This is a genomic window from Pseudomonas sp. PF05 (assembly GCF_056521845.1).
The window spans coordinates 165,616-190,544 of sequence record NZ_JBWLPW010000013.1; the positions used below are offsets into that span (position 1 = coordinate 165,616).

At 59.4% G+C, this 24,929-nt stretch carries 25 protein-coding genes; 15 read left to right on the forward strand and 10 right to left on the reverse strand.

The features are described from left to right. Positions 1-26: 26 nt before the first annotated feature. The 7 genes from AC09SL_RS21275 to trpE all read left to right on the forward strand — a co-directional run bounded on the left by AC09SL_RS21275 (position 27) and on the right by trpE (position 7,716). Positions 27-1,070 carry an ABC transporter substrate-binding protein gene (locus AC09SL_RS21275; protein WP_058542835.1) on the forward strand — a complete coding sequence of 348 codons (1,044 nt, stop codon included), beginning with the start codon at positions 27-29 and terminating at the stop codon, positions 1,068-1,070. Between the two features lie 153 nt (positions 1,071-1,223). Next, positions 1,224-2,471, forward strand: coding sequence for an ABC transporter permease (locus tag AC09SL_RS21280; protein ID WP_058542834.1), 1,248 nt, complete (start codon positions 1,224-1,226; stop codon positions 2,469-2,471). Positions 2,472-2,483: 12 nt separating this feature from the next. Next, positions 2,484-3,308 (forward strand): ABC transporter permease, encoded by an 825-nt coding sequence (locus AC09SL_RS21285; protein WP_058542833.1) that lies wholly within the window; start codon positions 2,484-2,486, stop codon positions 3,306-3,308. A 138-nt stretch (positions 3,309-3,446) separates the two neighbouring features. Next, positions 3,447-4,595, forward strand: a complete 1,149-nt coding sequence (locus tag AC09SL_RS21290) for an iron-containing alcohol dehydrogenase (protein WP_058542832.1) — start codon at positions 3,447-3,449, stop codon at positions 4,593-4,595. A gap of 78 nt (positions 4,596-4,673) precedes the next feature. Then, positions 4,674-5,348 (forward strand): ribulose-phosphate 3-epimerase, encoded by a 675-nt coding sequence (rpe, locus tag AC09SL_RS21295; protein ID WP_058542831.1) that lies wholly within the window; start codon positions 4,674-4,676, stop codon positions 5,346-5,348. Continuing rightward, entirely contained in the window at positions 5,345-6,163 is an 819-nt protein-coding gene (locus tag AC09SL_RS21300; RefSeq protein WP_058542830.1) for a phosphoglycolate phosphatase, read from the forward strand. Before rpe ends, AC09SL_RS21300 begins: the two co-directional genes overlap by 4 nt. A 71-nt stretch (positions 6,164-6,234) precedes the next feature. After that, entirely contained in the window at positions 6,235-7,716 is a 1,482-nt protein-coding gene (trpE, locus tag AC09SL_RS21305) for an anthranilate synthase component I (protein WP_058542829.1), read from the forward strand. A 164-nt stretch (positions 7,717-7,880) separates the two neighbouring features. On the opposite strand, the gene estP is transcribed toward trpE, so the two are convergent. Beyond that, on the reverse strand, positions 7,881-9,788 hold the full coding sequence (gene estP, locus AC09SL_RS21310) for an esterase EstP (RefSeq protein ID WP_058542828.1): 1,908 nt from the start codon (positions 9,786-9,788) through the stop codon (positions 7,881-7,883). Positions 9,789-10,199: 411 nt separating this feature from the next. Here estP and AC09SL_RS21315 point away from each other — a divergent pair, with 411 nt between their 5' ends. Genes AC09SL_RS21315 through AC09SL_RS21330 form a run of 4 tightly spaced genes read left to right on the forward strand, consistent with a single transcriptional unit; the run spans position 10,200 to position 13,390 of the window. Continuing rightward, the gene (locus tag AC09SL_RS21315; protein ID WP_003206137.1) at positions 10,200-10,793 is read left to right on the forward strand and encodes an aminodeoxychorismate/anthranilate synthase component II; all 594 of its coding nucleotides are present in this window, start codon (positions 10,200-10,202) and stop codon (positions 10,791-10,793) included. A 9-nt stretch (positions 10,794-10,802) separates the two neighbouring features. Then, the gene (gene trpD, locus AC09SL_RS21320; protein ID WP_058542827.1) at positions 10,803-11,852 is read left to right on the forward strand and encodes an anthranilate phosphoribosyltransferase; all 1,050 of its coding nucleotides are present in this window, start codon (positions 10,803-10,805) and stop codon (positions 11,850-11,852) included. Then, positions 11,849-12,685 (forward strand): indole-3-glycerol phosphate synthase TrpC, encoded by an 837-nt coding sequence (gene trpC / locus AC09SL_RS21325; protein WP_058542826.1) that lies wholly within the window; start codon positions 11,849-11,851, stop codon positions 12,683-12,685. Before trpD ends, trpC begins: the two co-directional genes overlap by 4 nt. A gap of 3 nt (positions 12,686-12,688) precedes the next feature. Continuing rightward, a complete protein-coding gene (locus tag AC09SL_RS21330; RefSeq protein ID WP_058542825.1) occupies positions 12,689-13,390 on the forward strand; it encodes a lipoate--protein ligase family protein in 702 nt (233 codons plus the stop codon). Here the strand turns inward: AC09SL_RS21330 and crp are convergent. After that, positions 13,387-14,031, reverse strand: coding sequence for a cAMP-activated global transcriptional regulator CRP (gene crp, locus AC09SL_RS21335; protein ID WP_058542824.1), 645 nt, complete (start codon positions 14,029-14,031; stop codon positions 13,387-13,389). The genes AC09SL_RS21330 and crp overlap by 4 nt on opposite strands. A gap of 238 nt (positions 14,032-14,269) precedes the next feature. Between crp and AC09SL_RS21340 the strand changes: the two genes are divergently transcribed. After that, on the forward strand, positions 14,270-14,692 hold the full coding sequence (locus tag AC09SL_RS21340; protein WP_003206127.1) for an OsmC family protein: 423 nt from the start codon (positions 14,270-14,272) through the stop codon (positions 14,690-14,692). A 133-nt stretch (positions 14,693-14,825) separates the two neighbouring features. On the opposite strand, the gene coq7 is transcribed toward AC09SL_RS21340, so the two are convergent. The 6 genes from coq7 to hemJ all read right to left on the reverse strand — a co-directional run bounded on the left by coq7 (position 14,826) and on the right by hemJ (position 19,267). Next, complete coding sequence (gene coq7 / locus AC09SL_RS21345) at positions 14,826-15,473, reverse strand: 2-polyprenyl-3-methyl-6-methoxy-1,4-benzoquinone monooxygenase (RefSeq protein ID WP_014340488.1); 648 nt, start codon at positions 15,471-15,473, stop codon at positions 14,826-14,828. Between the two features lie 75 nt (positions 15,474-15,548). Beyond that, positions 15,549-15,887, reverse strand: a complete 339-nt coding sequence (locus tag AC09SL_RS21350; RefSeq protein WP_003316306.1) for a histidine triad nucleotide-binding protein — start codon at positions 15,885-15,887, stop codon at positions 15,549-15,551. An 81-nt stretch (positions 15,888-15,968) separates the two neighbouring features. Further along, positions 15,969-16,757 carry an SDR family NAD(P)-dependent oxidoreductase gene (locus tag AC09SL_RS21355; protein WP_058542823.1) on the reverse strand — a complete coding sequence of 263 codons (789 nt, stop codon included), beginning with the start codon at positions 16,755-16,757 and terminating at the stop codon, positions 15,969-15,971. 62 nt (positions 16,758-16,819) lie between these two features. After that, positions 16,820-17,782: a DUF805 domain-containing protein gene (locus AC09SL_RS21360; protein ID WP_058542822.1), complete on the reverse strand. Its 963-nt coding sequence runs from the start codon at positions 17,780-17,782 to the stop codon at positions 16,820-16,822. Positions 17,783-17,831: 49 nt separating this feature from the next. Beyond that, on the reverse strand, positions 17,832-18,800 hold the full coding sequence (locus AC09SL_RS21365) for an NAD(P)H-dependent flavin oxidoreductase (protein WP_058542821.1): 969 nt from the start codon (positions 18,798-18,800) through the stop codon (positions 17,832-17,834). 35 nt (positions 18,801-18,835) lie between these two features. Beyond that, positions 18,836-19,267 (reverse strand): protoporphyrinogen oxidase HemJ, encoded by a 432-nt coding sequence (gene hemJ, locus AC09SL_RS21370; RefSeq protein ID WP_039590834.1) that lies wholly within the window; start codon positions 19,265-19,267, stop codon positions 18,836-18,838. A gap of 135 nt (positions 19,268-19,402) precedes the next feature. Between hemJ and argC the strand changes: the two genes are divergently transcribed. Both argC and erpA read left to right on the forward strand, forming a co-directional pair. Then, a complete protein-coding gene (gene argC, locus AC09SL_RS21375; RefSeq protein WP_058542820.1) occupies positions 19,403-20,437 on the forward strand; it encodes an N-acetyl-gamma-glutamyl-phosphate reductase in 1,035 nt (344 codons plus the stop codon). A gap of 148 nt (positions 20,438-20,585) precedes the next feature. Then, on the forward strand, positions 20,586-20,936 hold the full coding sequence (gene erpA, locus AC09SL_RS21380; RefSeq protein WP_003177727.1) for an iron-sulfur cluster insertion protein ErpA: 351 nt from the start codon (positions 20,586-20,588) through the stop codon (positions 20,934-20,936). Positions 20,937-21,002: 66 nt separating this feature from the next. On the opposite strand, the gene AC09SL_RS21385 is transcribed toward erpA, so the two are convergent. After that, positions 21,003-22,094, reverse strand: coding sequence for an anhydro-N-acetylmuramic acid kinase (locus tag AC09SL_RS21385; RefSeq protein WP_058542819.1), 1,092 nt, complete (start codon positions 22,092-22,094; stop codon positions 21,003-21,005). A 2-nt stretch (positions 22,095-22,096) separates the two neighbouring features. Beyond that, positions 22,097-23,503, reverse strand: a complete 1,407-nt coding sequence (locus AC09SL_RS21390; RefSeq protein WP_058542818.1) for a peptidoglycan DD-metalloendopeptidase family protein — start codon at positions 23,501-23,503, stop codon at positions 22,097-22,099. Between the two features lie 212 nt (positions 23,504-23,715). Here AC09SL_RS21390 and tyrS point away from each other — a divergent pair, with 212 nt between their 5' ends. Continuing rightward, positions 23,716-24,915: a tyrosine--tRNA ligase gene (gene tyrS, locus AC09SL_RS21395; RefSeq protein WP_058542817.1), complete on the forward strand. Its 1,200-nt coding sequence runs from the start codon at positions 23,716-23,718 to the stop codon at positions 24,913-24,915. Positions 24,916-24,929 lie beyond the last annotated feature (14 nt).

Consider the following 24,929-nt stretch of genomic DNA (forward strand, 5'->3'; position numbering starts at 1 on the left):
AACCCTGCACGTGGAGAGAACAATAAATGTTGAGATCCCTGAAGTTCACAGCCCTGACCCTGGGCATGATGGGTGCGGCAAGCGCGATGGCGGCGGGCCCGGACCTGACCGTGGTGTCTTTTGGCGGGGCGAACAAGGCGGCTCAGGTCAAAGCCTTCTACGCACCGTGGGAAGCGGCCGGTAACGGTAAAATTATCGCTGGCGAATACAACGGCGAAATGGCCAAGGTCAAGGCCATGGTCGATACCAAGAGCGTTTCCTGGGACCTGGTAGAAGTCGAGTCCCCGGAATTGTCCCGTGGTTGTGACGAAGACATGTTCGAACAACTGGACCCGGCCCTGTTCGGCAAGGCCGAAGACTACGTCAAGGGCGCCATCCAGCCTTGCGGCGTGGGCTTCTTCGTGTGGTCGACCGTGCTGGCCTACAACGCTGACAAACTGAAAACCGCGCCGACCAGTTGGGCGGACTTCTGGGACACCAAGCAATTCCCAGGCAAGCGCGGCCTGCGCAAAGGCGCCAAGTACACCTTGGAATTCGCCCTGATGGCCGATGGTGTCGCACCGAAAGACGTCTACAAAGTGCTGGCTGGCAAAAACGGTCAGGACCGTGCGTTCAAGAAGCTCGATGAGCTCAAGCCGAACATCCAGTGGTGGGAAGCTGGCGCCCAGCCGCCGCAGTACCTGGCGTCCGGTGACGTAGTCATGAGCTCGGCCTACAACGGCCGGATCGCCGCGGTACAGAAAGAAAGCAACCTGAAAGTGGTGTGGAACGGCGGCATCTACGACTTCGACGCTTGGGCCATTCCGCGTGGCCTGGACAAGACCCGGGCGGAAGCGGCGAAGAAGTTCATCGCCTTCTCGGTGGCACCGCAGCAGCAGAAGACCTACTCGGAAAACATCGCCTACGGCCCGGCCAACACCCAGGCAGTACCGTTGCTGGCCAAGGATGTTCTGAAAGACATGCCGACCACTCCGGAAAACATCGCCAACCAAGTGCAGATCGACGTCAGCTTCTGGGCTGACAACGGTGAGCAACTGGAACAGCGCTTCAACTCCTGGGCGGCCAAGTAGGCGCTGCCGAAGGCTGCGATCTTTTGATCTTCAGTGTCCATGAGGGCCTCAAAAGATCGCAGGCTGCGCCAGCTCCTACAGGATTTGCGTTTCACCATAAACAGTGGCGGTTCGCCGCCGCTGTAACGATCAAAAAGATTTGCGGAGTTCGCCATGGCCATCGCCGTTCCACTGAACGCGGGCACCAGCCCCACCCTCAAGCAACGGCTCAAGCGCGCCGAGCGGGTCAACCGCTGGAAGGCCCAGGCCTTGATCGCGCCGCTGGTGTTGTTTCTGTTGCTGGTGTTCCTGGTGCCGATCGTGGCGCTGCTGTTCAAAAGTGTCAGCAATCCGGAAGTGGTCAATGGCATGCCGCGCACCGTCGCTGCGGTCGCTGCCTGGGACGGACGTGGGTTGCCAGGCGAGCCGGTATACAAGGCCGCCAGCGAAGACCTGGCCGAAGCCCGCAAGAATCAGACCTTGGGCGATTTGTCCAAGCGCCTGAACATGGAACTGGCCGGCTATCGCAGCCTGATGACCAAGACCGCCCGTGCGCTGCCGTTCGCCACTGAGCCGGCCTCTTATAAAGAAGCGATGGAGAACCTCGACGAACGCTGGGGCGATCCGGCGTATTGGCAGGTGATCCGCCGCAACACCAGTGATGTCACCCCGTACTACCTGCTGGCGGCTGTCGATCATCGCATCGATGACCTCGGTGAACTGGCCCCGGCCACCCCCGATCAGGCGATCTACCTGGATATTTTTGCCCGTACGTTCTGGATGGGCCTGGTGATTACCACGATCTGCCTGGTGCTGGCCTATCCGTTGGCGTACCTGCTGGCGAACCTGCCGTCACGCCAGAGCAACCTGCTGATGATTTTGGTGCTGTTGCCGTTCTGGACGTCGATCCTGGTGCGGGTGGCAGCGTGGATTGTGCTGCTGCAATCGGGCGGATTGATCAACAGTGGCCTGATGGCCATGGGTATCATCGATAAGCCTCTGGAACTGGTGTTCAATCGCGCCGGTGTGTACATCTCCATGGTCCATATCCTGCTGCCGTTCATGATCCTGCCGATTTACAGCGTGATGAAAGGCATCTCGCCGACTTACATGCGTGCGGCGATTTCCCTGGGGTGCCATCCGTTTGCCAGTTTCTGGCGCGTGTACTTCCCGCAGACCTATGCCGGTGTCGGCGCGGGTTGCCTGTTGGTGTTCATCCTCGCCATCGGCTACTACATCACCCCGGCGCTGCTGGGCAGCCCGAGCGATCAGATGGTCAGCTATTTTGTCGCGTTCTACACCAACACCAGTATCAACTGGGGCATGGCCACGGCGCTCGGCGGGTTGCTGTTGCTGGCGACCGTCGTGCTTTACCTGATTTACAACTGGCTGGTGGGCGCCAGTCGCCTGCGCCTGAGCTAAGGGGAGATTGAAATGCTGAGTCCTTACATGTCTCCCGTCGAACGGGTGTGGTTCTACAGCTTGCGCACACTCTGCGGGCTGATCCTGCTGTTCCTGATTTTGCCAGTGCTGGTGATCATCCCACTGTCGTTCAACTCCGGCAGTTTCCTGGTGTACCCGCTGCAAGGCTTTTCGCTGCAGTGGTACCACGATTTCTTCGCCTCGGCCGAATGGATGCGGGCGCTGAAAAACAGCATCATCGTGGCCCCGGCGGCGACGTTTCTGGCGATGATCTTCGGCACACTGGCGGCCATCGGCCTGACCCGTGGCGACTTCCCAGGCAAGGCGCTGGTGATGGCCCTGGTGATCTCGCCGATGGTGGTGCCGGTGGTGATCATCGGCGTGGCCAGTTACCTGTTTTTCGCGCCACTGGGGATGGGCAACAGTTTCGTCTCGCTGATCGTGGTCCACGCCGTGCTGGGCGTACCGTTCGTGATCATCACGGTGTCGGCGACCCTGCAGGGGTTCAACTACAACCTGGTTCGGGCCGCCGCCAGCCTTGGGGCTTCGCCACTGACGGCGTTTCGTCGGGTGACCCTGCCGTTGATCGCCCCGGGGGTGATCTCCGGCGCACTGTTTGCCTTCGCGACGTCGTTCGATGAAGTGGTGGTGACCCTGTTCCTGGCGGGTCCCGAGCAGGTAACCCTGCCACGGCAGATGTTCAGCGGCATCCGCGAAAACCTCAGCCCCACCATCGCGGCGGCGGCGACGCTGCTGATCGCCTTCTCGGTGATCCTGCTGCTGACCCTGGAATGGTTGCGTGGGCGCAGCGAGAAACTGCGCACTGCCCAAGTCTGAGGCCAGCGTTGGTCCCTGTGGGAGCGGGCTTGCTCGCTCCCACGGGGGGCTGGGGTGTATTCATGCGCTGAATAGCAGACAACCCTCAATACCGAGCTATCCTTGTGCCAGCCCATACTCGAATAAGAGGCCGCGCACATGAGTCTTTCCTCATTCAAGATCGCCCACAAACTGATCACCGGTGCCGCTGCCATCGAGCAACTGGCGGCTGAGCTGACCCGGCTGGATGTCGACAACCCGCTGATCGTCACCGATGCCGCGCTCGTCAAGTCCGGCACTGTTGAGCTGGCCCTGCAACATCTGGGTGGACGGGACTACGAGATTTTCGACCGGGTCATGCCGGACCCGGAAATCGCCATTGTCGAAGACTGCATGCAAGCCTACCGCGACGGTGGTCATGACGGCCTGATTGGCCTGGGTGGCGGCAGTGCCATCGACATCGCCAAGTGCGTGGGGGTCTATGCCGGGTACCACGGCGAGTTGCAAGATATGTTCGGCGTCGATCAGGTGCCGCGCAAAGGCCCGCCGATGATTGCCATCCCCACCACGGCCGGTACCGGTTCGGAAGTCACCAACGTGGCGATCCTCTCCGACAAGGCCGCGCAGTTGAAAAAAGGCATCGTCAGCGATTATCTGTTGCCGGACGTGGCGCTGGTCAGCCCGCAGATGACCCTCACATGCCCGCGCAGCGTCACGGCTGCCAGTGGCGTTGATGCGCTGGTCCACGCCATCGAGGCCTACCTGTCGCTCAATGCTTCGCCGATCACCGATGCCCTGGCCATAGGCGCAATCAAGCTGATCACCCGCGCGCTGCCCAAGGCCTATGCCAACCCGGCTCACTTGCAAGCCCGTGAAGACATGGCCACGGCCAGCCTGATGGCCGGCATGGCATTTGGCAATGCCGGAGTTGGAGCGGTGCATGCGCTGGCCTATCCGTTGGGCGGGCGCTTTCACGTGTCCCATGGCGTGGCCAACGCCTTGTTGCTGCCGTACGTCATGGCTTGGAACAAGATGGCGTGTGTCGAACGCATGCGTGACATCGCCGAGGCCATGGGCCTCAAGACCGCTCACCTGAGCGATCTTGAGGCTGCCGACGAGGCTGTGGAGGCCATGGCAACGCTGTGTGCCGCGGTGGAAATACCCAAGGGCCTCAGCAGCCTGGGCGTGACCGAGGAGGTGATTCCATCCATGGCGGTGGAAGCGGCGGGAATAGAACGGCTGATGCGCAACAATCCGCGCAAACTGAGCGCTGCCGATATCGAGGAAATCTACCGCGCAGCGTATTGATCGATTGTCGCGGTGGGCGCGCCAAATCTTGAGGTATACAATGCGCGCCATCGTGATTTCGCTCAAAACAGGTGCGTCATGCAGCCCTTCGCTATTGCTCCGTCGATTCTCTCTGCCGACTTCGCCCGCCTGGGCGAGGAAGTGGACAACGTTCTGGCCGCCGGGGCCGACATCGTGCACTTCGATGTCATGGACAACCACTACGTACCCAACCTGACCATCGGCCCGATGGTCTGCGCGGCGCTGCGCAAGTACGGCGTCACCGCGCCGATCGATGCGCACCTGATGGTCAGCCCGGTGGACCGCATTGTCGGTGACTTCATCGAAGCCGGCGCCACCTACATCACCTTCCACCCGGAAGCCACGCTGCACATCGATCGCTCCCTGCAGCTGATCCGCGAAGGCGGTTGCAAGGCCGGCCTGGTGTTCAACCCGGCCACGCCCCTGGACGTGCTCAAGTACGTGATGGACAAGGTCGACATGATCCTGCTGATGAGCGTCAACCCTGGCTTCGGCGGGCAGAAGTTCATCCCGGGCACCCTCGACAAGCTGCGCGAAGCCCGTGCGCTGATCGATGCCTCGGGCCGTGATATCCGCCTGGAAATCGACGGTGGCGTGAACGTGAACAATATCCGTGAAATCGCCGCGGCCGGCGCCGACACGTTCGTCGCGGGTTCGGCGATCTTCAATGCACCCGACTACAAAGAGGTGATTGCAAAAATGCGCGCCGAACTGGCCCTGGCGCGCCCATGAGCGGCTTCGAGCAGCTGTTCCCCGGCAGCTTGCCGCGTCTGGTGATGTTCGACCTCGATGGCACATTGGTCGATTCGGTCCCGGACCTTGCGGCGGCGGTGGACACGATGCTGCTCAAGCTTGGACGCCCGCCTGCCGGCCTCGATTCGGTACGCCATTGGGTCGGTAATGGCGCGCCGATGCTGGTGCGCCGGGCCCTGGCCAATGACATCGACGCCCAAGGTGTCGATGATGCCGAGGCCGAGCGGGCGCTGGCGTTGTTCAATGACGCCTACGAAGACAATCACCAACTGACGGTGGTCTATCCCGGCGTGCGCTCCACCCTCAAGTGGCTGCAAAAACAGGGCGTGGAAATGGCCCTGATTACCAACAAGCCGGAGCGCTTCGTTGCGCCGTTGCTGGACCAGATGAAAATCGGCCGTTATTTCCGCTGGATCATCGGCGGCGACACCTTGCCGCAGAAAAAACCGGACCCGGCCGCGCTGTTCTTCGTGATGAAAATGGCCAACATCCCGGCCTCCCAATCGTTGTTCGTCGGCGACTCGCGCAGCGATGTGCTGGCGGCGAAAGCGGCTGGGGTCAAATGTGTGGCGTTGAGTTATGGCTACAACCATGGTCGGCCGATCGCCGAAGAGTTTCCAACGCTGGTGATCGACGATTTGCGCCTGTTAATTCCCGGTTGCCTGGACCCGGCCGCTGAGATAACGTTGCCCGACGCTGTTCAATCCTCTTCTGGAAACGCCATCGTGGTGGTCACTCGCAAGCTCTGGATGAAAGTCATGAAGGCCCTGGCCCGCTGGCGTTGGCGCACCTGACGTGATCCTGGCCGGTTATCCGGCGCGTTTGCATACCTGACTGTCAGCTCCTCTTGCCACGAGGCACCCCCATGATCCGTGAAGAATTCCTGCGTCTAGCCGCTGCCGGCTACAACCGCATCCCCCTTGCCTGTGAAACCCTGGCCGACTTCGACACGCCGCTGTCGATCTACCTCAAGCTGGCCGACCAGCCCAACTCCTACTTGCTCGAATCGGTGCAGGGCGGCGAGAAATGGGGCCGTTACTCCATCATCGGCCTGCCGTGCCGTACAGTGCTGCGGGTCCATGACCATCGCATCAGCGTGACCCACGACGGTGTCGAAATCGAAAGCCTCGAAGTCGAAGACCCGCTGGCCTTCGTCGAAACCTTCAAGGCTCGTTACAACGTGCCAACCATCCCTGGCTTGCCGCGCTTCAACGGCGGCCTGGTGGGTTATTTCGGCTACGACTGCGTGCGCTACGTGGAGAAACGCCTGGGCACCTGCCCGAACCCCGATCCGCTGGGTGTGCCGGACATTTTGCTGATGGTCTCCGACGCGGTCGTGGTCTTCGATAACCTCGCCGGCAAGATGCACGCCATCGTCCTGGCCGATCCGTCCCAGGAAGGTGCCTACGAGCAAGGTCAACAAAGCCTGCAAGCACTGTTGGAAAAGTTACGTCAGCCGATCGCTCCGCGTCCCGGCCTGGACTTCAGCAAGCAGTCGGCGGCCGACCCGGTGTTCCGTTCCAGTTTCACCCAGGACGATTACGAGCGGGCCGTCGATACCATCAAGGAGTACATCCTCGCCGGTGACTGCATGCAAGTAGTGCCGTCGCAACGGATGTCCATCGACTTCAAGGCAGCGCCCATCGATCTCTATCGGGCGCTGCGCTGTTTCAACCCGACGCCGTATATGTACTTCTTCAACTTTGGCGACTTCCATGTCGTGGGCAGTTCGCCGGAAGTGCTGGTACGGGTCGAAGACAACCTGATCACCGTGCGACCGATCGCCGGCACTCGCCCCCGTGGCGCCACGGAGGAAGCTGACCGGGCCTTGGAAAAGGACCTGCTGTCGGATGACAAGGAGATCGCCGAGCACCTGATGCTGATCGACCTGGGGCGCAACGACACCGGGCGGGTCTCGGAAATCGGGTCGGTGAAACTCACCGAGAAGATGGTCATCGAGCGCTATTCCAATGTGATGCACATCGTCTCCAACGTCACGGGCCAGTTGAAGGCCGGACTGACAGCGATGGACGCCTTGCGGGCGATCCTGCCGGCCGGCACCTTGTCCGGCGCGCCGAAAATCCGCGCGATGGAAATCATCGACGAACTGGAGCCAGTCAAGCGGGGTGTGTACGGCGGGGCCGTGGGTTACTTCGCCTGGAACGGCAACATGGATACCGCCATTGCCATTCGCACCGCCGTCATCAAGAACGGCGAACTGCACGTGCAGGCTGGCGGCGGCATCGTCGCCGACTCGGTGCCGGCGCTGGAGTGGGAAGAAACCCTGAACAAGCGTCGAGCGATGTTCCGCGCCGTGGCACTGGCCGAGCAGACCCCCAGCAACTGATCCACCTGACACGACATAGGCGCTGTGTAGGCGTTGTGTAGGAGCTGTGTAGGAGCTGTCGAGTGCAACGAGGCTGCGATCTTTCCCACAACACTTGAATCTCAAGCGAAAGATCAAAAGATCGCAGCCTCCGGCAGCTCCTGCAGAAGCAAGCCGCCCCTTCGTTAGAAATCCAGGCTGACCCCCAGGCTTACTCCTTGCTGGGTGAGGTCATCATCCTTGCGCAGCGTATAACCGCCCCGCAGCGCCAAGTCGTTGGTCAACTTGTGGCTGACCCCCAGGCTCAGGCGATTCAGGTGGCTCTGTGGCGTGTAGCCTTCCAGCGTGAAGTCGTTGGCGGGCAAGCTGTTGAGCGCGATGTTGACCTTTTGCGTGTCGTCTTCGTATTCACGTTCGTGGGCATATTCGCCAAATACCTGGGTCTGGCGGGTGATGTTGTATTTGCCTTGCAAGCCGATGCCCAGGCGTTTTGAATCACGGGTCTGGTCATCGAAGGTCAGGGCCGTGGAGCGGTTGCTCTTTTCCGAATAACCATCGACTTCCACCTTCGCATAGTCAGCGCTGACAAACGGCGAGAGGTGCCACTCGCTGCCCGGTTGGGCGATGTCGTAGCCCAGCCGCGTGCTCAATGCCCATAGATGACCGTCCGTGTCGCCTTTCTCCTGCGCTTCGTTGACGCCCAGGTCGAACTTGCGTTCCAGGTTGTCGTAGTCGAGCTTGCCTGCGGTCAGTGCGGCATCGGCCCACCAGCGGTTTTGCTGGAACTGGGCGAAAGCGGTCGCCAGGTAGCTGTTGAGCTTGTAGTCCGAATCGTTATGGCCTGCCTCCATGTCCTGGCGGTAGAGACCGGCGGCGACACCCATGCGCCAGGCGTCGTTGAGGCGATAGCTGCCGCCAATATTCAGGCTGTAGCCGCTGCCGTCGGCGCTGGCGCCGCTGCTCTGGCTGTCCAGGTCCAGATGCTGGCCGCCGCCTGCGACGATAGCTCGCCACTGGCCGACGGCCTGCCAGTTCTCCCAATCCGATTGCCACTGGCTGCGTAACTCGTCCTGGTGGGCGCGTAGGGTCGAGTGGGCCATTTCCGGCAGCAACGTCAGCTCCCATGGCGCCGCGAGCAGGGAATAGGCGTAGTCGGCGATCAGCTTCTGCCCGGTTTCGGTTGGGTGGACCGCGTCGTTGTAGATCAGCTTGCTGGGATCAGGCGTGGCACTGTTGATGCCATAGGTGGCGTTTTCCGTGCAGCCATTGCCGCTGAAGCAGGTCGCGGTGAGGTTCTCACCGGTGGCGAGGCCAAATCTTGCCGGGTCGGCGAAGCTTTCCTTCAGCAAAAGCGGAATGTTCAATGGAATGATTTCAGCGTCGATGCCTTGCAATCGCGTGATCAGCTGTTGGTTGAACTGGTTGCCCAGTTGCGAAAAGGCGTCTTGCAAAGGACCGCCGTTGAGGGCCGGAGTCAGACCCAGGTCGGGCAACAACCAGACCATCACATAGCGGGCACCGGCCGTTTGCAGCACCTGGACGCTGTCGGCCAGGCGGTCTGCGGCGGCGTTCGCTTGTGCGGGGTTCAGCACCAAGCCTTGAAGGAAGTCGTTGCCGCCACCGGAAATGTAATACAGCGCATTCGGATCGGCTCGCAGGCCATTGGACTGCAGGTAGCCGGGACGGCTGCGCTCGCCGGTGTCGGACACGCCGGTAATCGATTCGAGGATCTGGTCGGTACGATAACCGCCCACCGCCCAGTTGTTGCCGTCTGCCAGCCCCTCGCTGGCGCGGACAGCCGAAGTGGAAGCAGCGGTCTCGTCGGCGGAATAACCCAGGCGCCCACCGAGCAACTGGGTGGAGTTGGCGGAGTAGGCTTCGCCGCTGCCATCGGTATAGATCGGACCGGTTCGGTTGGTATAGCGCTCGGTCGAGCCGGGCGGACCATTCGGGTCGGCGAACTGACCAGCGTCGTTGAGGCTGTCGCCGAACACGATGAACTTGGAATAAGGGTTGGGAGCGGCGCTCGCCTGGGCGCAGGCTATTGCCAGCAGGCAACCGGCAATCGGTACGAACAAGGTCTTTTTGATCATGAGAAAGTCCGTTTTTATCTTATTTTTGTTAGAAAACGAAACGACAGTACCAAAAACTTCCGGCGTCTTGCCATCCATCTTGAACGTCGCGATTGTTTCAAAGCCCTTCGGGAACGGTCATATTGCGTGCTCCGCCCAGCTAAGCTACTGTGCCGGGACGTATGAACGAGACTTTCCCTGTGTCGATTGTCAGCAAACTTCTGGATCAAATGATCAAGGCACACGCCCGCTGGCGTTGGCGCGCCTGAACATTCTCCGCCGGCCTCGCCGGACCTGTACCGATTTGCCTTCTTTACCCGCTTGTAGAGCCGCTTCGCAGGGGCATCACTTGCCTCGCCAAGCGCAGCAGCGTGCGGGTCACTCTCTGAAGGTTGTATTTAAAGTCAGTGAATTCAATAGGTTGCTTACGCCATGTTGCTGATGATCGATAACTACGACTCTTTTACCTACAACGTTGTGCAGTACCTCGGCGAGCTGGGCTCCGAGGTCAAGGTCGTGCGCAACGACGAACTGACCATCGCCGAAATCGAAGCCCTCAAGCCTGAGCGCATCGTGGTTTCGCCCGGCCCGTGCACGCCGACCGAGGCGGGCATTTCCATCGAGGCCATCAAGTATTTCGCCGGCAAGCTGCCGATCCTGGGTGTTTGCCTGGGACATCAGTCGATTGGCCAGGCGTTCGGCGGTGACGTGGTGCGCGCCCGACAAGTCATGCACGGTAAGACTAGCCCGGTATTCCACGAGGACAAGGGCGTGTTCGAGGGGCTGAATCATCCGCTTACCGTAACCCGCTACCATTCCCTGGTGGTCAAGCGCGAAACTCTGCCTGACTGCCTGGAATTGACGGCCTGGACCCAACTTGAAGACGGCTCGGTCGATGAGATCATGGGGCTGCGCCACAAGACGCTGAATATCGAGGGTGTGCAATTTCATCCCGAGTCTATTCTCACCGAACAGGGCCACGAACTGTTCGCCAACTTTCTCAAACAAACCGGCGGCACGCGCTAAGGACTTTTTATGGATATCAAGACAGCCCTGAGCCGTATCGTCGGCCATCTCGACCTGAGCACCGACGAGATGCGCGATGTGATGCGCGAAATCATGACCGGCCAATGCACGGATGCGCAGATCGGCGCGTTCATGATGGCCATGCGCATGAAGAGTGAGAGCATCGATGAAATCGTTGGTGCGGTTTCGGCGATGCGCGAGCTGGCGGACAAGGTCGAACTCAAGACGCTGGACGGTGTGGTGGATGTGGTCGGTACCGGCGGTGACGGCGCCAATATCTTCAACGTTTCCACTGCCTCGTCGTTTGTCGTCGCGGCGGCGGGTTGCACCGTTGCCAAGCACGGCAATCGGGCAGTTTCCGGCAAGAGCGGCAGTGCCGATCTGCTGGAGGCGGCCGGTATCTACCTGAACCTGACGCCGATCCAGGTGGCACGCTGCATCGATAACGTCGGCATCGGTTTCATGTTTGCCCAGACCCACCATAGCGCCATGAAACACGCCGCGGCCCCCCGTCGTGATCTGGGGCTGCGCACGCTGTTCAATATGCTCGGCCCGCTTACGAATCCGGCCGGCGTGAAACATCAGGTGGTCGGAGTGTTCAGCCAGGCGTTGTGCCGGCCATTGGCTGAAGTCCTGCAACGCCTGGGCAGCAAGCACGTGCTGGTGGTCCATTCGAAGGATGGCCTGGATGAGTTCAGCCTGGCGGCGCCAACATTCGTGGCCGAACTAAAAAATGATCAGATCAGCGAGTATTGGGTCGAACCTGAAGACCTCGGCATGAAGAGCCAGAGCCTGCACGGGCTGGCGGTCGACAGCCCGGCCCAATCGCTGGAACTGATCCGTGATGCCTTGGGTCGCCGCAAGACCGAGAATGGCCAGAAAGCCGCTGAGATGATCGTGCTCAATGCCGGTGCCGCGTTGTACGCCGCCGACCACGCCAGCAGCCTCAAGCAAGGCGTGGAGTTGGCCCATGACGCACTGCATACCGGCCTGGCCAGGGAAAAGCTCGAAGAGTTAGGTGCATTTACTGCCGTATTCAAAGTGGAGAACGAAGGATGAGCGTGCCAACGGTTCTGGAAAACATTCTGGCTCGCAAGGCCCAGGAAGTGGCCGAGCGCAGCGCCCGGGTCAGTCTGGCCGAGTTGGAAGGCCTGGCGCGTTCAGCGGATGCGCCGCGTGGCTTTGCCCAGGCCCTGATCGATCAGGCCAAGAAAAAACAACCGGCGGTGATTGCCGAAATCAAGAAGGCATCCCCCAGCAAAGGCGTGATTCGTGAGCATTTCGTTCCGGCCGAGATCGCGCGAAGCTACGAAAAGGGCGGTGCGACCTGCCTCTCGGTGCTGACCGACGTCGACTTTTTTCAAGGGGCCGACGACTATCTGAAGCAAGCACGGGCGGCGTGCAAGCTGCCGGTGATCCGCAAGGATTTCATGATCGACCCGTACCAGATCATCGAGGCGCGTGCGTTGGGCGCCGATTGCGTACTGTTGATCGTTTCCGCCTTGGACGACGTGAAAATGGCCGAGCTGGCGGCCGTTGCCAAAAGCGTCGGGCTGGATGTCCTGGTGGAAGTCCACGACGGTGACGAGTTGGAGCGAGCCCTGAAGACCCTCGATACCAAGCTGGTCGGCGTGAACAATCGCAACCTGCACACTTTCGAAGTCAACCTGGAAACCACCCTGGACCTGTTGCCGCGCATCCCGCGCGATCGCTTGGTCATCACCGAAAGCGGCATCCTCAACCGGGCCGATGTCGAACTGATGGAAGTCAGCGATGTGTACTCGTTCCTGGTGGGCGAAGCGTTCATGCGGGCCGAGAACCCGGGTACGGAATTGCAGCGACTGTTCTTTCCTGAACGAGGCTTGCCGGTGAGCGGCTCGACGCTGGACTGATCCATGTCGCCTGTGATTTCACTGACCGTCGAAGCTGGCCTGCAAGCCGAACAGGAACTGCTGGCCAGCATCTGTGCAGGCGACGCAGAGTTCGGCCTGCTGTTCTGGCAGCCCAACGATCGTGCGCTGGTGATGCCGCGTCGCTTGAGTCGCCTGCCGGGGTTTGCACACGCCTGTGAAGTATCAGCCGCCCATGGCTGGCCTGTCTTGCTGCGTGAAACGGGTGGCGAACCGGTGCCGCAGTCGGGCGCTACCGTCAATATTGCCCTGGTCTATGCACCACCGCGCAGCGAAGGTGACCACGGACGTATCGAAACCGGGTATCGCCGATTGTGCGATCCCATCTGTCAGCTGTTGGACGAGCTGGGTGGGGTGGCTTCGCTGGGAGAGGTGCAAGGGGCTTTTTGTGACGGGCGCTTCAACGTCAACCTCGACGGCCGGAAAATGGTGGGTACCGCTCAGCGCTGGCGTCAGAGCAAGGGCGGTCAACGGCCGGTGGGCTTGGTCCATGGCGCGCTTTTGCTGCAGAACGAGCGCGAGTCCATGGTCGCGGCAGTCAATCGCTTCAATGAGGCTGGCGGCCTGGAGCAGCGAGTGCGGGCCGAGAGCCATATTGCCTTGCATGAAAAATTCCCGGCGCCTCACGCGCTGGAGCGACTCGAGGCTTTGTACCGGGAGCTGCTGACCAATCTGCTGGGCGCTTAACGCGTTCCGAACACCACCATGGTCTTGCCTTTGACGCTGACCAGGTTGCGCTCTTCAAGATCCTTGAGTACGCGACCGACCATTTCACGCGAACAACCGACAATCCGACCGATCTCCTGGCGGGTCACCTTGATCTGCATGCCGTCGGGGTGGGTCATGGCATCGGGCTGCTTGCACAGTTCCAACAGGCAACGCGCGACACGTCCGGTGACGTCGAAAAACGCAAGATCACCCACCTTGCGGGTGGTATTACGCAGGCGTTGTGCGATTTGTCCACTGAGGACGTAAAGAATGTCCGGGTCTTGCAGGGACAGTTCTCGGAATTTGGCGTAGCTGATTTCTGCGACTTCACATTCAATCTTGGTCCGCACCCAGGCACTGCGCTCCTGTTCCTTGCCCGCCTGTTCGAACAACCCCAACTCGCCGAAAAAATCTCCGGAGTTGAGGTAGGCGATGATCATTTCCCGACCGTCGTCATCTTCTATCAGGATAGTGACCGAGCCCTTGATGATGAAAAACAGCGTGTCGGAACGATCTCCCGCACAAATGATGTTGTGTTTGGCTGGATAGCGGCGGCGCTGGCAATGCATCAAGAGCTTGTCGAGATTCTTGATCTTGAACGTGGGAGTAACGGCAACCATGGTTGTATCCCGAAAGACTGCGCAGTGTGATGGTTTGGTTTTTTTTTTATAGGCGCGAAGGGTTATCGCTAAAAGCTGGCCATACGCCAGCGAGTTGGCGCCAGCTTAACAGAGGCGTTCTTAATTGATTTGAGAATTTACCTACATGCTGGCAGGTCAGGTCTCCTAAGACGCAGAGCGGTCATTCCGGAGTGCTGTGCTAAGCTGGCAACCCTTTTTTAACAGTGGAGTCTTGGCGATGAAGGCACGCATCCAATGGGCTGGCGAAGCCATGTTCCTCGGTGAGTCAGGCAGTGGTCATGTGGTCGTCATGGACGGCCCGCCAGAGGCCGGTGGGCGGAACCTGGGTGTTCGGCCGATGGAAATGCTCCTGTTGGGCGTAGGCGGTTGCAGCAACTTCGACGTGGTCAGCATTCTTAAAAAGTCCCGCCAGGCCGTCGAAAGCTGTGAAGCCTTCCTGGAGGCAGAACGTGCCACCGAAGATCCAAAAGTGTTTACCAAGATCCACATGCACTTCGTAGTGAAGGGACGAGCCCTGAAGGAAGCCCAGGTCAAGCGCGCCATTGAGCTGTCCGCCGAGAAATACTGCTCGGCTTCGATCATGCTCGGTGCCGCCGGGGTCGAAATCACCCACGATTATGAAATCATCGAGTTGGGGTGAGTCGATAGCCAATAGCAACGGCCTGCGACTGGCTGTATTGAGTTTTCGGATGGAAAAAAGGCGACTTCCCCTGGGGGAGCCGCCTTTTTAATTTCCGTGGGCATGAGGACGAGCTATTCAGTCCCCATCGCCGTCAGATCCGATAAGTGCTCTTGGTCATGACTTTGGCCAGCAGGCTCATGCCGAACTTTACCGGGGCCGGAAATCGGAAGCCTCCGGCCTCTAGCGCACTCTCGGCATGGTGTTCCTCGTCCACGCGCATCTGCTCAAGGATCGCCCGGGATTTTTCATCTTCGGCCGGCAGTTGTTCGAGGTGTTCATTCAAGTGTTTGCACACCTGATGCTCGGTCGCCGCAACGAAGCCGAGGCTGACTTTGTCGCTGATCAGCCCGGCAACGGCGCCGATTCCGAATGACATCCCATAGAACAGCGGGTTCAGGACGCTGGTGTGGCTGCCCAACTGGCGAATCCGTTGTTCACACCAGACCAGATGGTCGATTTCTTCCTCGGCGGCATGCTCCATTGCCTCTCGCACTTGTGGCAGCTTCGCTGTCAGCGCCTGGCCTTGGTACAGCGCCTGGGCACAGACTTCACCGGTGTGGTTGATGCGCATCAGTCCGGCGACGTGGCGGGTTTGCTCGTCACTCAGTTGCGCGTCCGGCTGCACGATAGCCGGTGAAGGGCGGTACGGCTGGCCACTGAAGGGCAGCAGTGTGCGCATCGCGGTATCAGCTTGCAGCAACAAACGGTCAATCGGCGAGTAGTGACGTTGGGTAGTCATGCTTACCTCCGGGAAAAATCACAGCGGCCAGTTTAACCCAATCGACCGCCGAAGATTTGCGTTGGGTCAGGGGTATCAGCCCGGCGGCCAGTTCATCTGGCGCTGCCCCAGCACATGCATATGAATGTGATAGACCGTTTGTCCACCCAGTTCATTGCAGTTCATCACCACGCGAAAACCTTCTTCACAGCCCAATTCAAGCGCCAGGCGCTGAGCAGTGAACAAGATGTGTCCAGCCAGGCCTTTGTCTTCTTCGGTCAGGTCATTGAGGGTGCGGATCGGTTTTTTCGGTATGACCAAAAAATGTACAGGCGCCTGTGGGGCGATGTCGTGGAAGGCCAATACCTGGTCATCCTCGTAAATGATCTTCGCCGGGATTTCCCGGTTGATGATCTTGGTGAACAGAGTATCCACAGCGGTTTTCTCCATTGGGTTCGTCGAGGTCGAGGGCGTGAAGGCTCCGGTTGAGGCGCCTGGTAGTTCAAATTGAAGGGATCAGCGCGGGCAATAGGCCTTGTTGATCATGCCGGCGATGGTTCGGACCAGCCATCGCGACCCCAGTCGTGGCAATGCGGCCAGCCAGCGGTTGCGGCGTCCGGGAATGATGATGGCGCGGTTGCGGTCCAGCGCGCGCACGGCGTACAGGGCCACTTCTTCCGGGCTCATCAGCAACTTGCTGTCGATGAGTTTCTGTTCGTCCATCTGCGCCTTGGAAAAGAAGCCGGTCCGGGTCGGGCCCGGGCAAAGCACCGAGACCTTGATCGCGCATTTCTTCAGCTCGACCCGCAGGGCTTCGGAGAAGTGCAGCACATAGGCCTTGCTGGCGTAATAGGTACTCATCCATGGGCCGGGCTGGAACGCGGCAATCGAGGCGACGTTGAGGATCTGGCCGCCGCCAAGTAGCGCCATGCTGTTACCGATGGCATGACAAAGCCGTGTCAGGGCGAGGATGTTGACTTCGATCAGGTCCTGTTCGGTCATCCAGTCCTGGCCCAGGAACGGCCCGCTGGTGCCGATGCCTGCACAATTGACCAGCAGGTCGATCTGTCGCTCACCTTCCTCCAGTTCCAGGAGAAAGCCTGAAAGCCTCAGCGGCTCTCCCAGGTCGCATGCCCGGAACAGCACCTCCACGCCAAACCGCTGAGTCAGTTCGATCGCAATACTTTCCAGCCGATCACGCTGTCGAGCCACCAGTATCAGGTTGCGGCCGCGCCGGGCCAGCGCTTCGGCCATGGCCAAGCCAATGCCGCTGGAAGCGCCAGTGATCAGTGCGTAACGGGTCATGCAGTTCTCCATCGCAACAGCCCGCCGCCAGGCGACTGGGCTGTCACCGGCATGAAGCGCGCTTATTGTTCCTCTTCTTCATAGTCTACAGAAGGCGAGGCGGGCTCGGCTGCCTCGACAGCGGGTTCTTCGACGGTTTCGTTGCTGTACTCGCTGCTTTCATAGCTGCTCAGGCTGCTGCTGTCGTAGTCCTCTTGAAGGGCTCCGAAGATGCCGGCAAAGGTAGCCAGGAAAATCAAGACGATCATCACAAGCCAGAGCGACGCCAGCAATTTGACCGCCGTGGTATTGCGCGGTGGCGGCGGGCCATACTGGTTTGCGCCGTTATTGCCCGGAGCGATGATGAGGATGAAGGGGAAGATGCTGCCCACAAATGGAACGAGGTTGACCAGCCACAACCACCCCGACCAGCCGAGGTCATGCAGGCGCTGGACGTTGAACTGGATGCTCACGAAGGCAAAGGCAAGTACGACGGCTGCGCCGAGCAGGCCGCCGACGACCAGTGCAGCTATCGAGTCTGAAACCAGCAGCCAGGCCGTGGCCAACCAGAAGCCCAGGCCGACCAAAGGTAGCATGGCCAGGGTCAACACCATGGTCCAGGCCAGGTAGCGCAAACGCCCGATACGCCCATCGAAGCTGAACGGCTTGAGCGTGCTGTACTCGGCGAGCGTATCACCCACTTCGGCCCGGGGAGGCGCGTACGGCGAGACGGGGTCGACGATCGACTCTGGATGGCGTCCACCCGGCTGTTGTGGCGACTCCTGTACTTCGCCAAGACTCAGCTGGAGGGTGGGTTCGGCTTCGATTCGGGCATCGATTCCGCTCTTGTTGAGCGCTTCCAGGTACTGTTGGGCTTCACTCTGGGACAGGTTGCTTTTAAGGGCAATCTTGCGACCACTGAACAGCCGTTCAATGGCGCTGATATCACTTTTGAACAGTTCGGCGAGGTTGAGTTTGGCCGTGGTGCTGTCGACGCCCGGCATCAGGCCTCCGTCGAATACTATGTTGAAACGGGTTTCGCTCATGCCCGGCATCCTTGTCTCTGAAAATTAAGTAACTGTTTTATAGGCTGCTTCAGCGGGGCCATTGCCCGCCAAGCTGCGCCGCCCGGGCATGTGCCTGACGGTATTCTTCATCCAGGCGTGCCACCAACTGATCGACGCTGGGCAAATCATCGATTTCACCCACGCCCTGGCCAGCGGACCATACGGTTTTCCAGGCCTTGGCTTCATCGTTCAGCGGTTTGAGTTTCGAGCCAAAATCCACCTCGCCTTTGTTCTGCAGAACGGCCAGATCGAAACCGGCGTTCTCCAGGCTCTGGCGCATGAAACTGGCCGGTACCCCGGATACAGCGGGAGTATGCACGATGTCTGCGGCTCTGGATGTGAGCAACATCTCTTTATAAGCGTCAGGGGCGTGGCTTTCGCTCGTAGCGATAAAGCGTGTACCAAAATAGGCCAGATCGGCGCCGAGCAATTGTGCGGCCAAAATCTGATGGCCATGGTTCAGGCATCCCGCAAGCAGCAAGGTCTTATCGAAAAACTGGCGTATCTCGGCAATCAGCGAAAACGGGCTCCAGGTCCCGGCGTGCCCGCCTGCACCGGCGGCAACGGCGATCAAGCCATCGACACCAGCTTCTGCTGCTTTCTCGGCATGGCGCCGGGTCGTTACGTCGTGGAACACCAGGCCGCCGTAACCGTGAACCGCGTCCACCAACTCTTTCACCGCGCCCAGGCTGGTGATGATGATCGGCACCTTGTGTTCGATGCAGATGGCCAAGTCGGCCTGAAGTCGCGGATTGCTGTGATGGACGATCAGGTTCACGGCGTAGGGGGCCGGATTTTCCAGGGTCGCCAGGCCTGCTTCGATTTCCTCCAGCCAGGTCTTGAAACCACTGCTTTCGCGCTGGTTCAACGCCGGAAAACTGCCGACGATACCGTTGCGGCAGCAAGCCAGTACCAGTTGCGGATTGGAAATCAGGAACATTGGCGCCGCCACGATGGGCAGGCGCAAGCGTTGTTCAAGCAGAGCGGGCAACGACATGGCAAGTACCCCGGATAATGGATGCAGATTGGAGTTTAGAACGGCCGGACCACGACCAGAATTACGATAGCCAGCAATATCAGAACCGGCACTTCATTGAACCAGCGATAAAAGACATGGCTGCGGGTGTTTTCGCCACGGGCGAAACGCTTCACCTGGGCGCCGCACATATGGTGGTAACCGATTAGCAGCACGACCAGGGTCAGCTTGGCGTGCATCCAGCCACCTTGGGTGAAGTAGGCGCTGGCGTTGAGGCTGAGCAGCCAGATGCCGAATACCAGGGTGGCAATCATCGCCGGACCCATGATGCCGCGGTACAACTTGCGCTCCATGACGCTGAAACGTTCTTTGCTGACGCTGTCCTCGCTTTGGGCGTGATAGACAAACAGGCGAGGCAGGTAGAACAGACCGGCGAACCAGCAGACCATGCTGACGATGTGAAGTGCTTTGAGCCACAGATAGAGCATTTTTAGTTATTCCCAGAATTCACGGTAGCCTGATAGTAGAGGTTAGAGCGGCCACACGTCACCTTGACGGTTGTCGCCGCGCCTTGCGGCCCCTATCATCGACGGCTTTCCAGTGGGTTCGTTGAGGGCAGGTTTATGGTCAAGGTCGGTATCGTCGGCGGCACGGGTTACACCGGTGTCGAACTGCTGCGTCTGCTGGCACAGCACCCGCAGGCTGAGGTGGTGGTCATCACCTCCCGATCCGAGGCCGGCCTGGCCGTCGCCGACATGTACCCGAACCTGCGAGGCCATTACGACGGCCTGGCGTTCAGCGTTCCGGACATCAAGACCCTCGGTGCCTGCGATGTAGTGTTCTTCGCCACGCCCCATGGCGTCGCCCATGCCTTGGCAGGTGAACTGCTGGCAGCCGGGACCAAGGTCATCGACCTGTCGGCGGACTTCCGCCTGCAGGACGCCGATGAATGGGCCAAGTGGTATGGCCAGCCTCACGGTGCGCCAGATCTGCTCGACGAGGCGGTCTATGGGTTGCCGGAAGTCAATCGCGAGAAAATCAAACAGGCACGATTGATCGCCGTGCCGGGTTGCTATCCGACGGCCACACAGTTGGGGTTCCTGCCGCTGCTTGAGGCCGGTCTTGCCGATGCTTCGCGTCTGATTGCCGATTGCAAATCCGGTGTCAGCGGTGCCGGGCGCGGAGCCAGTGTCGGCTCGCTGTACTCCGAGACGTCGGAAAGCATGAAGGCATACGCGGTCAAGGGGCATCGCCACCTCCCGGAAATTCGCCAGGGATTGCGCCGGGCCGCGGGCAAGGACGTCGGGCTGACCTTCGTGCCTCACCTGACGCCGATGATTCGTGGCATCCACTCCACTCTTTATGCAACCGTCGTCGATCGGTCGGTGGACCTGCAGGCTTTGTTTGAAAAGCGTTACGCCAACGAACCGTTCGTCGACGTGATGCCGGCCGGCAGCCATCCAGAAACCCGCAGTGTGCGCGGTGCGAACGTTTGCCGGATCGCTGTGCATCGTCCGCAGGACGGCGATCTGGTGGTGGTGTTGTCAGTCATCGATAACTTGGTCAAGGGCGCGTCTGGCCAGGCAGTGCAGAACTTGAACATCCTGTTCGGGCTGGATGAGCGCCTGGGGCTGTCCCACGCGGGGATGCTGCCGTAACGGTAGTCACACGCTTCAAGTTGGCAGCTACACGCTTGAGCTTGTAGTTTGCCGCTGCTCTTCTAAATAGTTGACCGATTTTCTAGGAGAAGCGGATAATGCCCGCCATCACGCATTATGGCGGCGTAAGCGCCGGGAGATATTCAGCATGAGCGTCGAAACCTTCACCCCCACGGCTTTGCAATTCACCCACGGTGCCGCGCACAAGGTGAAGAGCCTGGTCGATGAAGAGGGCAATGATCGTTTGAAGCTGCGCGTGTTTGTAACGGGCGGCGGTTGTTCCGGTTTTCAGTACGGCTTCACTTTTGATGAAGAAGTGGCCGAAGATGACACCATCGTCGAGCGCGAAGGGGTCAGCCTGGTGGTCGATCCGATGAGCTTCCAGTACCTGGCAGGTGCCGAGGTGGATTATCAGGAAGGCCTGGAAGGCTCGCGTTTCGTGATCAAGAACCCTAACGCGACCACGACCTGTGGGTGCGGTTCTTCATTCTCGATCTGAGCGCTTCAATAAAAATGCCGCAGTGCCTTAAGGTCCTGCGGCGTTTTTTTGTCCGCAATAACGGATTCAGGCCGGATAGATAGCGCCGAGTACGCGCAGCCCACGGGCGCCGGTGACACTTGGGCGGTTGCCTGGAATACCTTCAAGGCAACAATGGGCAAGCCAGGCGAAAGCCATGGCTTCAACCCAATCCGGGTCTACGCCGTACACCGCCGTACTGCTGACTTTGGCATCCGGCAGCAAGTCAGCCAAGCGCCTCATGAGCGCCTGGTTGTGCGCACCGCCGCCACAGACCAGCAACTCCTGAGTATCGGGCTGGGCATGTTGGAGTGATTCGACGATGGTCAGGGCTGTCAGTTCGAGCAACGTTGCCTGCACGTCTTCCGGGGCGAAGGCTGGCAACTGAGACAAATGCTGTATCAGCCAAGGCAGGTTGAATACTTCGCGCCCGGTACTTTTCGGACCCTTGGTGACGAAGAAGGGGTCGTTGAGCAGCGTCTTGAGTAGAACTGGCTCGACCTTCCCGCTGGCAGCCCATTGACCGTCGCGATCGAAACGGTCGCCTCGTTGTTGATGTATCCAGGCATCGAGCAATACGTTGCCTGGGCCACAGTCGAAACCGGCTACAGGTTTTGCGGGCTCTATCAGGCTGAGATTGCTGAAACCGCCGACATTCAGCACGGCGCGATTGCCGACTCGTTCTTCGAACAATGCTTCGTGAAACGCCGGAACCAGTGGTGCGCCTTGTCCGCCAGCGGCGACATCACGACTGCGGAAATCGCTGACGACGGCGATGCCGGTCAACTCGCTCAATAAGGCTGGATTGCCGATCTGTACGGTAAATCCGCGGGCTGGTTCATGGCGGATGGTCTGGCCGTGGCTGCCAACCGCTGTGATGTCGTCAGGCTTGAGTTTCTGTTCATCGAGCAGGGTATGGATACCCTGTGCGGCCAGTTTTACCCAGCTTTGCTGGGCAACGGCGGATCGAGCGATCTCGTCGGGTCCGCTGCTGCACAAACCGAGCAATTCGGTGTGCAGGGTGGCGGGCATCGGGATGTAGTGCGTGGCGATCAATTTGATCGCCGGGGTCAGTTCGATCAGTGCGATATCCAGGCCATCCAGGCTGGTCCCGGACATCACGCCGATATAGAGCGCCATGCTTAGCGCTTGCTCGAGGCCAGCATGGTGGCTTTCTCTTGATCCATACGCGCCATCAAGGGTTGGCTTTGGGCCAAAAAGCGTGCGCGCTCAGCTTTGGCGATCGGATCGGCCATCGGCAATTTCTGGCCAAGCGGATCGACGTGGACCCCATTGACCTGGAACTCATAGTGCAAGTGCGGGCCGGTGGACAGGCCGGTAGTGCCGATGTATCCGATGATCTGGCCTTGCTTGACGGTGCCGCCTGTCTTCACGCCTTTGGCAAAACCTTGCATGTGGCCGTACAGCGTGCGGTAGGTATTGCCATGCTGGATGATCACGGTATTGCCATAACCGCCGCGACGGCCGGCCAGCAACACCTTGCCGTCGCCGGCGGCCTTGATTGGCGTGCCACGGGGAGCTGCGTAGTCGACACCTTTATGGGCGCGAATCTTGTTCAGGATCGGATGCTTGCGGCCCACGGAGAACTTCGAGCTGATGCGAGCGAAATCAACCGGCGTACGGATGAACGCCTTGCGCATGCTGTTGCCATCGGCGGTGTAGTAGCTGCTGTTGCCTTGCTTGTTGGTGTAGCGCACGGCGGTATATGTCTTGCCGCGGTTGGTGAAGCGCGCAGAGAGAATCGGGCCGTTGCCGACGCTCTTTCCATTGACCATTTTCTGCTCATAGATGACGTCGAATTCGTCTCCCTGGCGAATGTCCTGGGCGAAGTCGATGTCGTAGCCGAATACGTTGGCCATGTCCATGGTCAGGCTGTGGGAAAGGCCGGCGCGTGCGGCCGACTGAGATAATGAGCTGTTAATGACACCATGAGCATAGGCCGAGCGGACGGTAGGTTTGGTAATGACGCGGTTGAATGCGTAACCCTTGTCGTTTCTGGTTACGGTGATGCTTTCCAGATCGCTCAGCTGGGTGTGCAGGTTATTCAGCTGTCCGTCTGGACTGAGTTCGAATTCAAGTTTCTGGCCGCGTTGCAGTTGAGTGAACTGCTTGGCTTGCTTGTTGCTGGCCAGGACTTCATGGACCGAGGTTGGGGGTAGGCCAACCTTTTCGAAGAGGGTGGATAGTGTGTCGCCCTTGGCAACAATCACTTCGCGATGGTCCGGTCCTTTCTTTTCTTCTGCCACAGGCGCTTCTGCCTGGGCGGTGGCCTCTGGGCTGTTTTCAATCTGCGCAAAGGGAGAGGCGGCCGCTTCGTTTGTGGCTTGAACGGCTTCGGCGGCGTCTTGTTCTTGTGTCAGTTGATCAGCAGGGCTTTCCAGTTCAAGACTCAGAGTCGTCTTTTTGGCTTCAACATCGCTGGAGGGAAACACCAGGAGCGCCAGGCTAAGGAGGGCTGCAATACCGCTTGCGGCAAGCAGGTGGGTCTTTGGGTAAAGCGGTGGCGCTTTAGACGGTTCTGTGGTCATAGGTAATTTTGACTTTTGAAAAGATGGATTGGAAAAGATGAATGACATGATGAAGATGAAATAACTGTATAAAATATAACCAAAACCCCTGCGAAGCAAGCCCGCGGACGCTCTGTTCTGTGGATTGGTGTACGCGCGCCGGGCAAACCTTGTATTTGGTGCGCGATCTTGTATGGTTGGGGCCCTTTGAATCTGAGCCTTACGGGTCTGTTATGAAGTCGGTTGAAGAGCAGCTAGCGCTGATCAAACGTGGTGCGGAAGAACTGTTGGTCGAGTCCGAGCTGATCGAAAAGCTCAAGCGCGGGCAGCCGCTGCGTATCAAGGCTGGTTTCGATCCGACGGCACCCGATCTGCACCTGGGTCATACCGTGCTTATTAATAAGCTGCGCCAGTTCCAGGATCTGGGGCACCAGGTCATCTTCCTTATAGGTGACTTCACCGGGATGATCGGTGATCCGAGTGGCAAGAGCGCTACGCGCCCGCCGCTGACCCGTGAGCAGGTTCTCGATAACGCCGAGACCTACAAGACTCAGGTTTTCAAGATTCTTGATCCGGCCAAGACCGAAGTGGCTTTCAACTCCACTTGGATGGATCAGATGGGGCCGGCGGATTTCATTCGCCTGACGTCCCAGTACACCGTGGCCCGTATGCTCGAGCGCGATGATTTCGACAAGCGCTATAAAACCAATCAGCCAATTGCCATTCATGAGTTTCTTTACCCGCTTGTACAGGGTTATGACTCGGTCGCGTTGCGCGCGGACGTTGAACTCGGCGGTACAGACCAGAAGTTCAATCTGTTGATGGGGCGTGAACTGCAGCGCGGTTATGGGCAGGAGGCGCAGTGCATCCTGACCATGCCACTGCTCGAAGGTCTGGATGGCGTGAAGAAGATGTCCAAGTCGCTGGGCAACTACGTAGGCATCCAGGAAGCGCCGGGCGTCATGTACAGCAAACTGGTCTCCATTCCCGATGTGTTGATGTGGCGCTACTTCGAGTTGTTGAGCTTCCGGTCCATGGATGAGATCAATGCGTTCCGTGTCGATGTAGAGGCAGGGGCCAATCCGCGAGACATCAAGATCAAGCTGGCCGAAGAGATCGTTGCTCGTTTCCATGGTGAAGAGGCTGCGGCCAATGCCCATCGTGCGGCGGGTAATCGTATGAAGGATGGCGAGCTTCCGGACGATTTGCCGGAGATCGAGCTGACTGCAGCCGAGGATATGCCGATTGCGGCAGTTCTTAACAAGGCGGGTCTGGTCAAGAACGCGGCGGTGGCGCGAGACCTCCTGGGTTCGGGTGGTGTGCGTATAGATGGTGAGGTTGTGGATCGCACCTATATATATGAGCTGGGTTCTACTCATGTATGCCAGGCTGGCAAGAAGGCTTTCGCGCGTATTACGCTGAAATCTGAATAAAGGTGAAAGTAGGG

What these genes read in the sequence shown, in the direction of transcription:
- AC09SL_RS21275 (WP_058542835.1), top strand. Translation starts at nt 27, where the DNA reads ATGTTGAGATCCCTGAAGTTCACAGCCCTGACCCTGGGCATGATGGGT.
- AC09SL_RS21280 (WP_058542834.1), top strand. Translation starts at nt 1,224, where the DNA reads ATGGCCATCGCCGTTCCACTGAACGCGGGCACCAGCCCCACCCTCAAG.
- AC09SL_RS21285 (WP_058542833.1), top strand. Translation starts at nt 2,484, where the DNA reads ATGCTGAGTCCTTACATGTCTCCCGTCGAACGGGTGTGGTTCTACAGC.
- AC09SL_RS21290 (WP_058542832.1), top strand. Translation starts at nt 3,447, where the DNA reads ATGAGTCTTTCCTCATTCAAGATCGCCCACAAACTGATCACCGGTGCC.
- rpe (WP_058542831.1), top strand. Translation starts at nt 4,674, where the DNA reads ATGCAGCCCTTCGCTATTGCTCCGTCGATTCTCTCTGCCGACTTCGCC.
- AC09SL_RS21300 (WP_058542830.1), top strand. Translation starts at nt 5,345, where the DNA reads ATGAGCGGCTTCGAGCAGCTGTTCCCCGGCAGCTTGCCGCGTCTGGTG.
- trpE (WP_058542829.1), top strand. Translation starts at nt 6,235, where the DNA reads ATGATCCGTGAAGAATTCCTGCGTCTAGCCGCTGCCGGCTACAACCGC.
- estP (WP_058542828.1), bottom strand. Translation starts at nt 9,788, where the DNA reads ATGATCAAAAAGACCTTGTTCGTACCGATTGCCGGTTGCCTGCTGGCA.
- AC09SL_RS21315 (WP_003206137.1), top strand. Translation starts at nt 10,200, where the DNA reads ATGTTGCTGATGATCGATAACTACGACTCTTTTACCTACAACGTTGTG.
- trpD (WP_058542827.1), top strand. Translation starts at nt 10,803, where the DNA reads ATGGATATCAAGACAGCCCTGAGCCGTATCGTCGGCCATCTCGACCTG.
- trpC (WP_058542826.1), top strand. Translation starts at nt 11,849, where the DNA reads ATGAGCGTGCCAACGGTTCTGGAAAACATTCTGGCTCGCAAGGCCCAG.
- AC09SL_RS21330 (WP_058542825.1), top strand. Translation starts at nt 12,689, where the DNA reads ATGTCGCCTGTGATTTCACTGACCGTCGAAGCTGGCCTGCAAGCCGAA.
- crp (WP_058542824.1), bottom strand. Translation starts at nt 14,031, where the DNA reads ATGGTTGCCGTTACTCCCACGTTCAAGATCAAGAATCTCGACAAGCTC.
- AC09SL_RS21340 (WP_003206127.1), top strand. Translation starts at nt 14,270, where the DNA reads ATGAAGGCACGCATCCAATGGGCTGGCGAAGCCATGTTCCTCGGTGAG.
- coq7 (WP_014340488.1), bottom strand. Translation starts at nt 15,473, where the DNA reads ATGACTACCCAACGTCACTACTCGCCGATTGACCGTTTGTTGCTGCAA.
- AC09SL_RS21355 (WP_058542823.1), bottom strand. Translation starts at nt 16,757, where the DNA reads ATGACCCGTTACGCACTGATCACTGGCGCTTCCAGCGGCATTGGCTTG.
- AC09SL_RS21360 (WP_058542822.1), bottom strand. Translation starts at nt 17,782, where the DNA reads ATGAGCGAAACCCGTTTCAACATAGTATTCGACGGAGGCCTGATGCCG.
- AC09SL_RS21365 (WP_058542821.1), bottom strand. Translation starts at nt 18,800, where the DNA reads ATGTCGTTGCCCGCTCTGCTTGAACAACGCTTGCGCCTGCCCATCGTG.
- hemJ (WP_039590834.1), bottom strand. Translation starts at nt 19,267, where the DNA reads ATGCTCTATCTGTGGCTCAAAGCACTTCACATCGTCAGCATGGTCTGC.
- argC (WP_058542820.1), top strand. Translation starts at nt 19,403, where the DNA reads ATGGTCAAGGTCGGTATCGTCGGCGGCACGGGTTACACCGGTGTCGAA.
- erpA (WP_003177727.1), top strand. Translation starts at nt 20,586, where the DNA reads ATGAGCGTCGAAACCTTCACCCCCACGGCTTTGCAATTCACCCACGGT.
- AC09SL_RS21385 (WP_058542819.1), bottom strand. Translation starts at nt 22,094, where the DNA reads ATGGCGCTCTATATCGGCGTGATGTCCGGGACCAGCCTGGATGGCCTG.
- AC09SL_RS21390 (WP_058542818.1), bottom strand. Translation starts at nt 23,503, where the DNA reads ATGACCACAGAACCGTCTAAAGCGCCACCGCTTTACCCAAAGACCCAC.
- tyrS (WP_058542817.1), top strand. Translation starts at nt 23,716, where the DNA reads ATGAAGTCGGTTGAAGAGCAGCTAGCGCTGATCAAACGTGGTGCGGAA.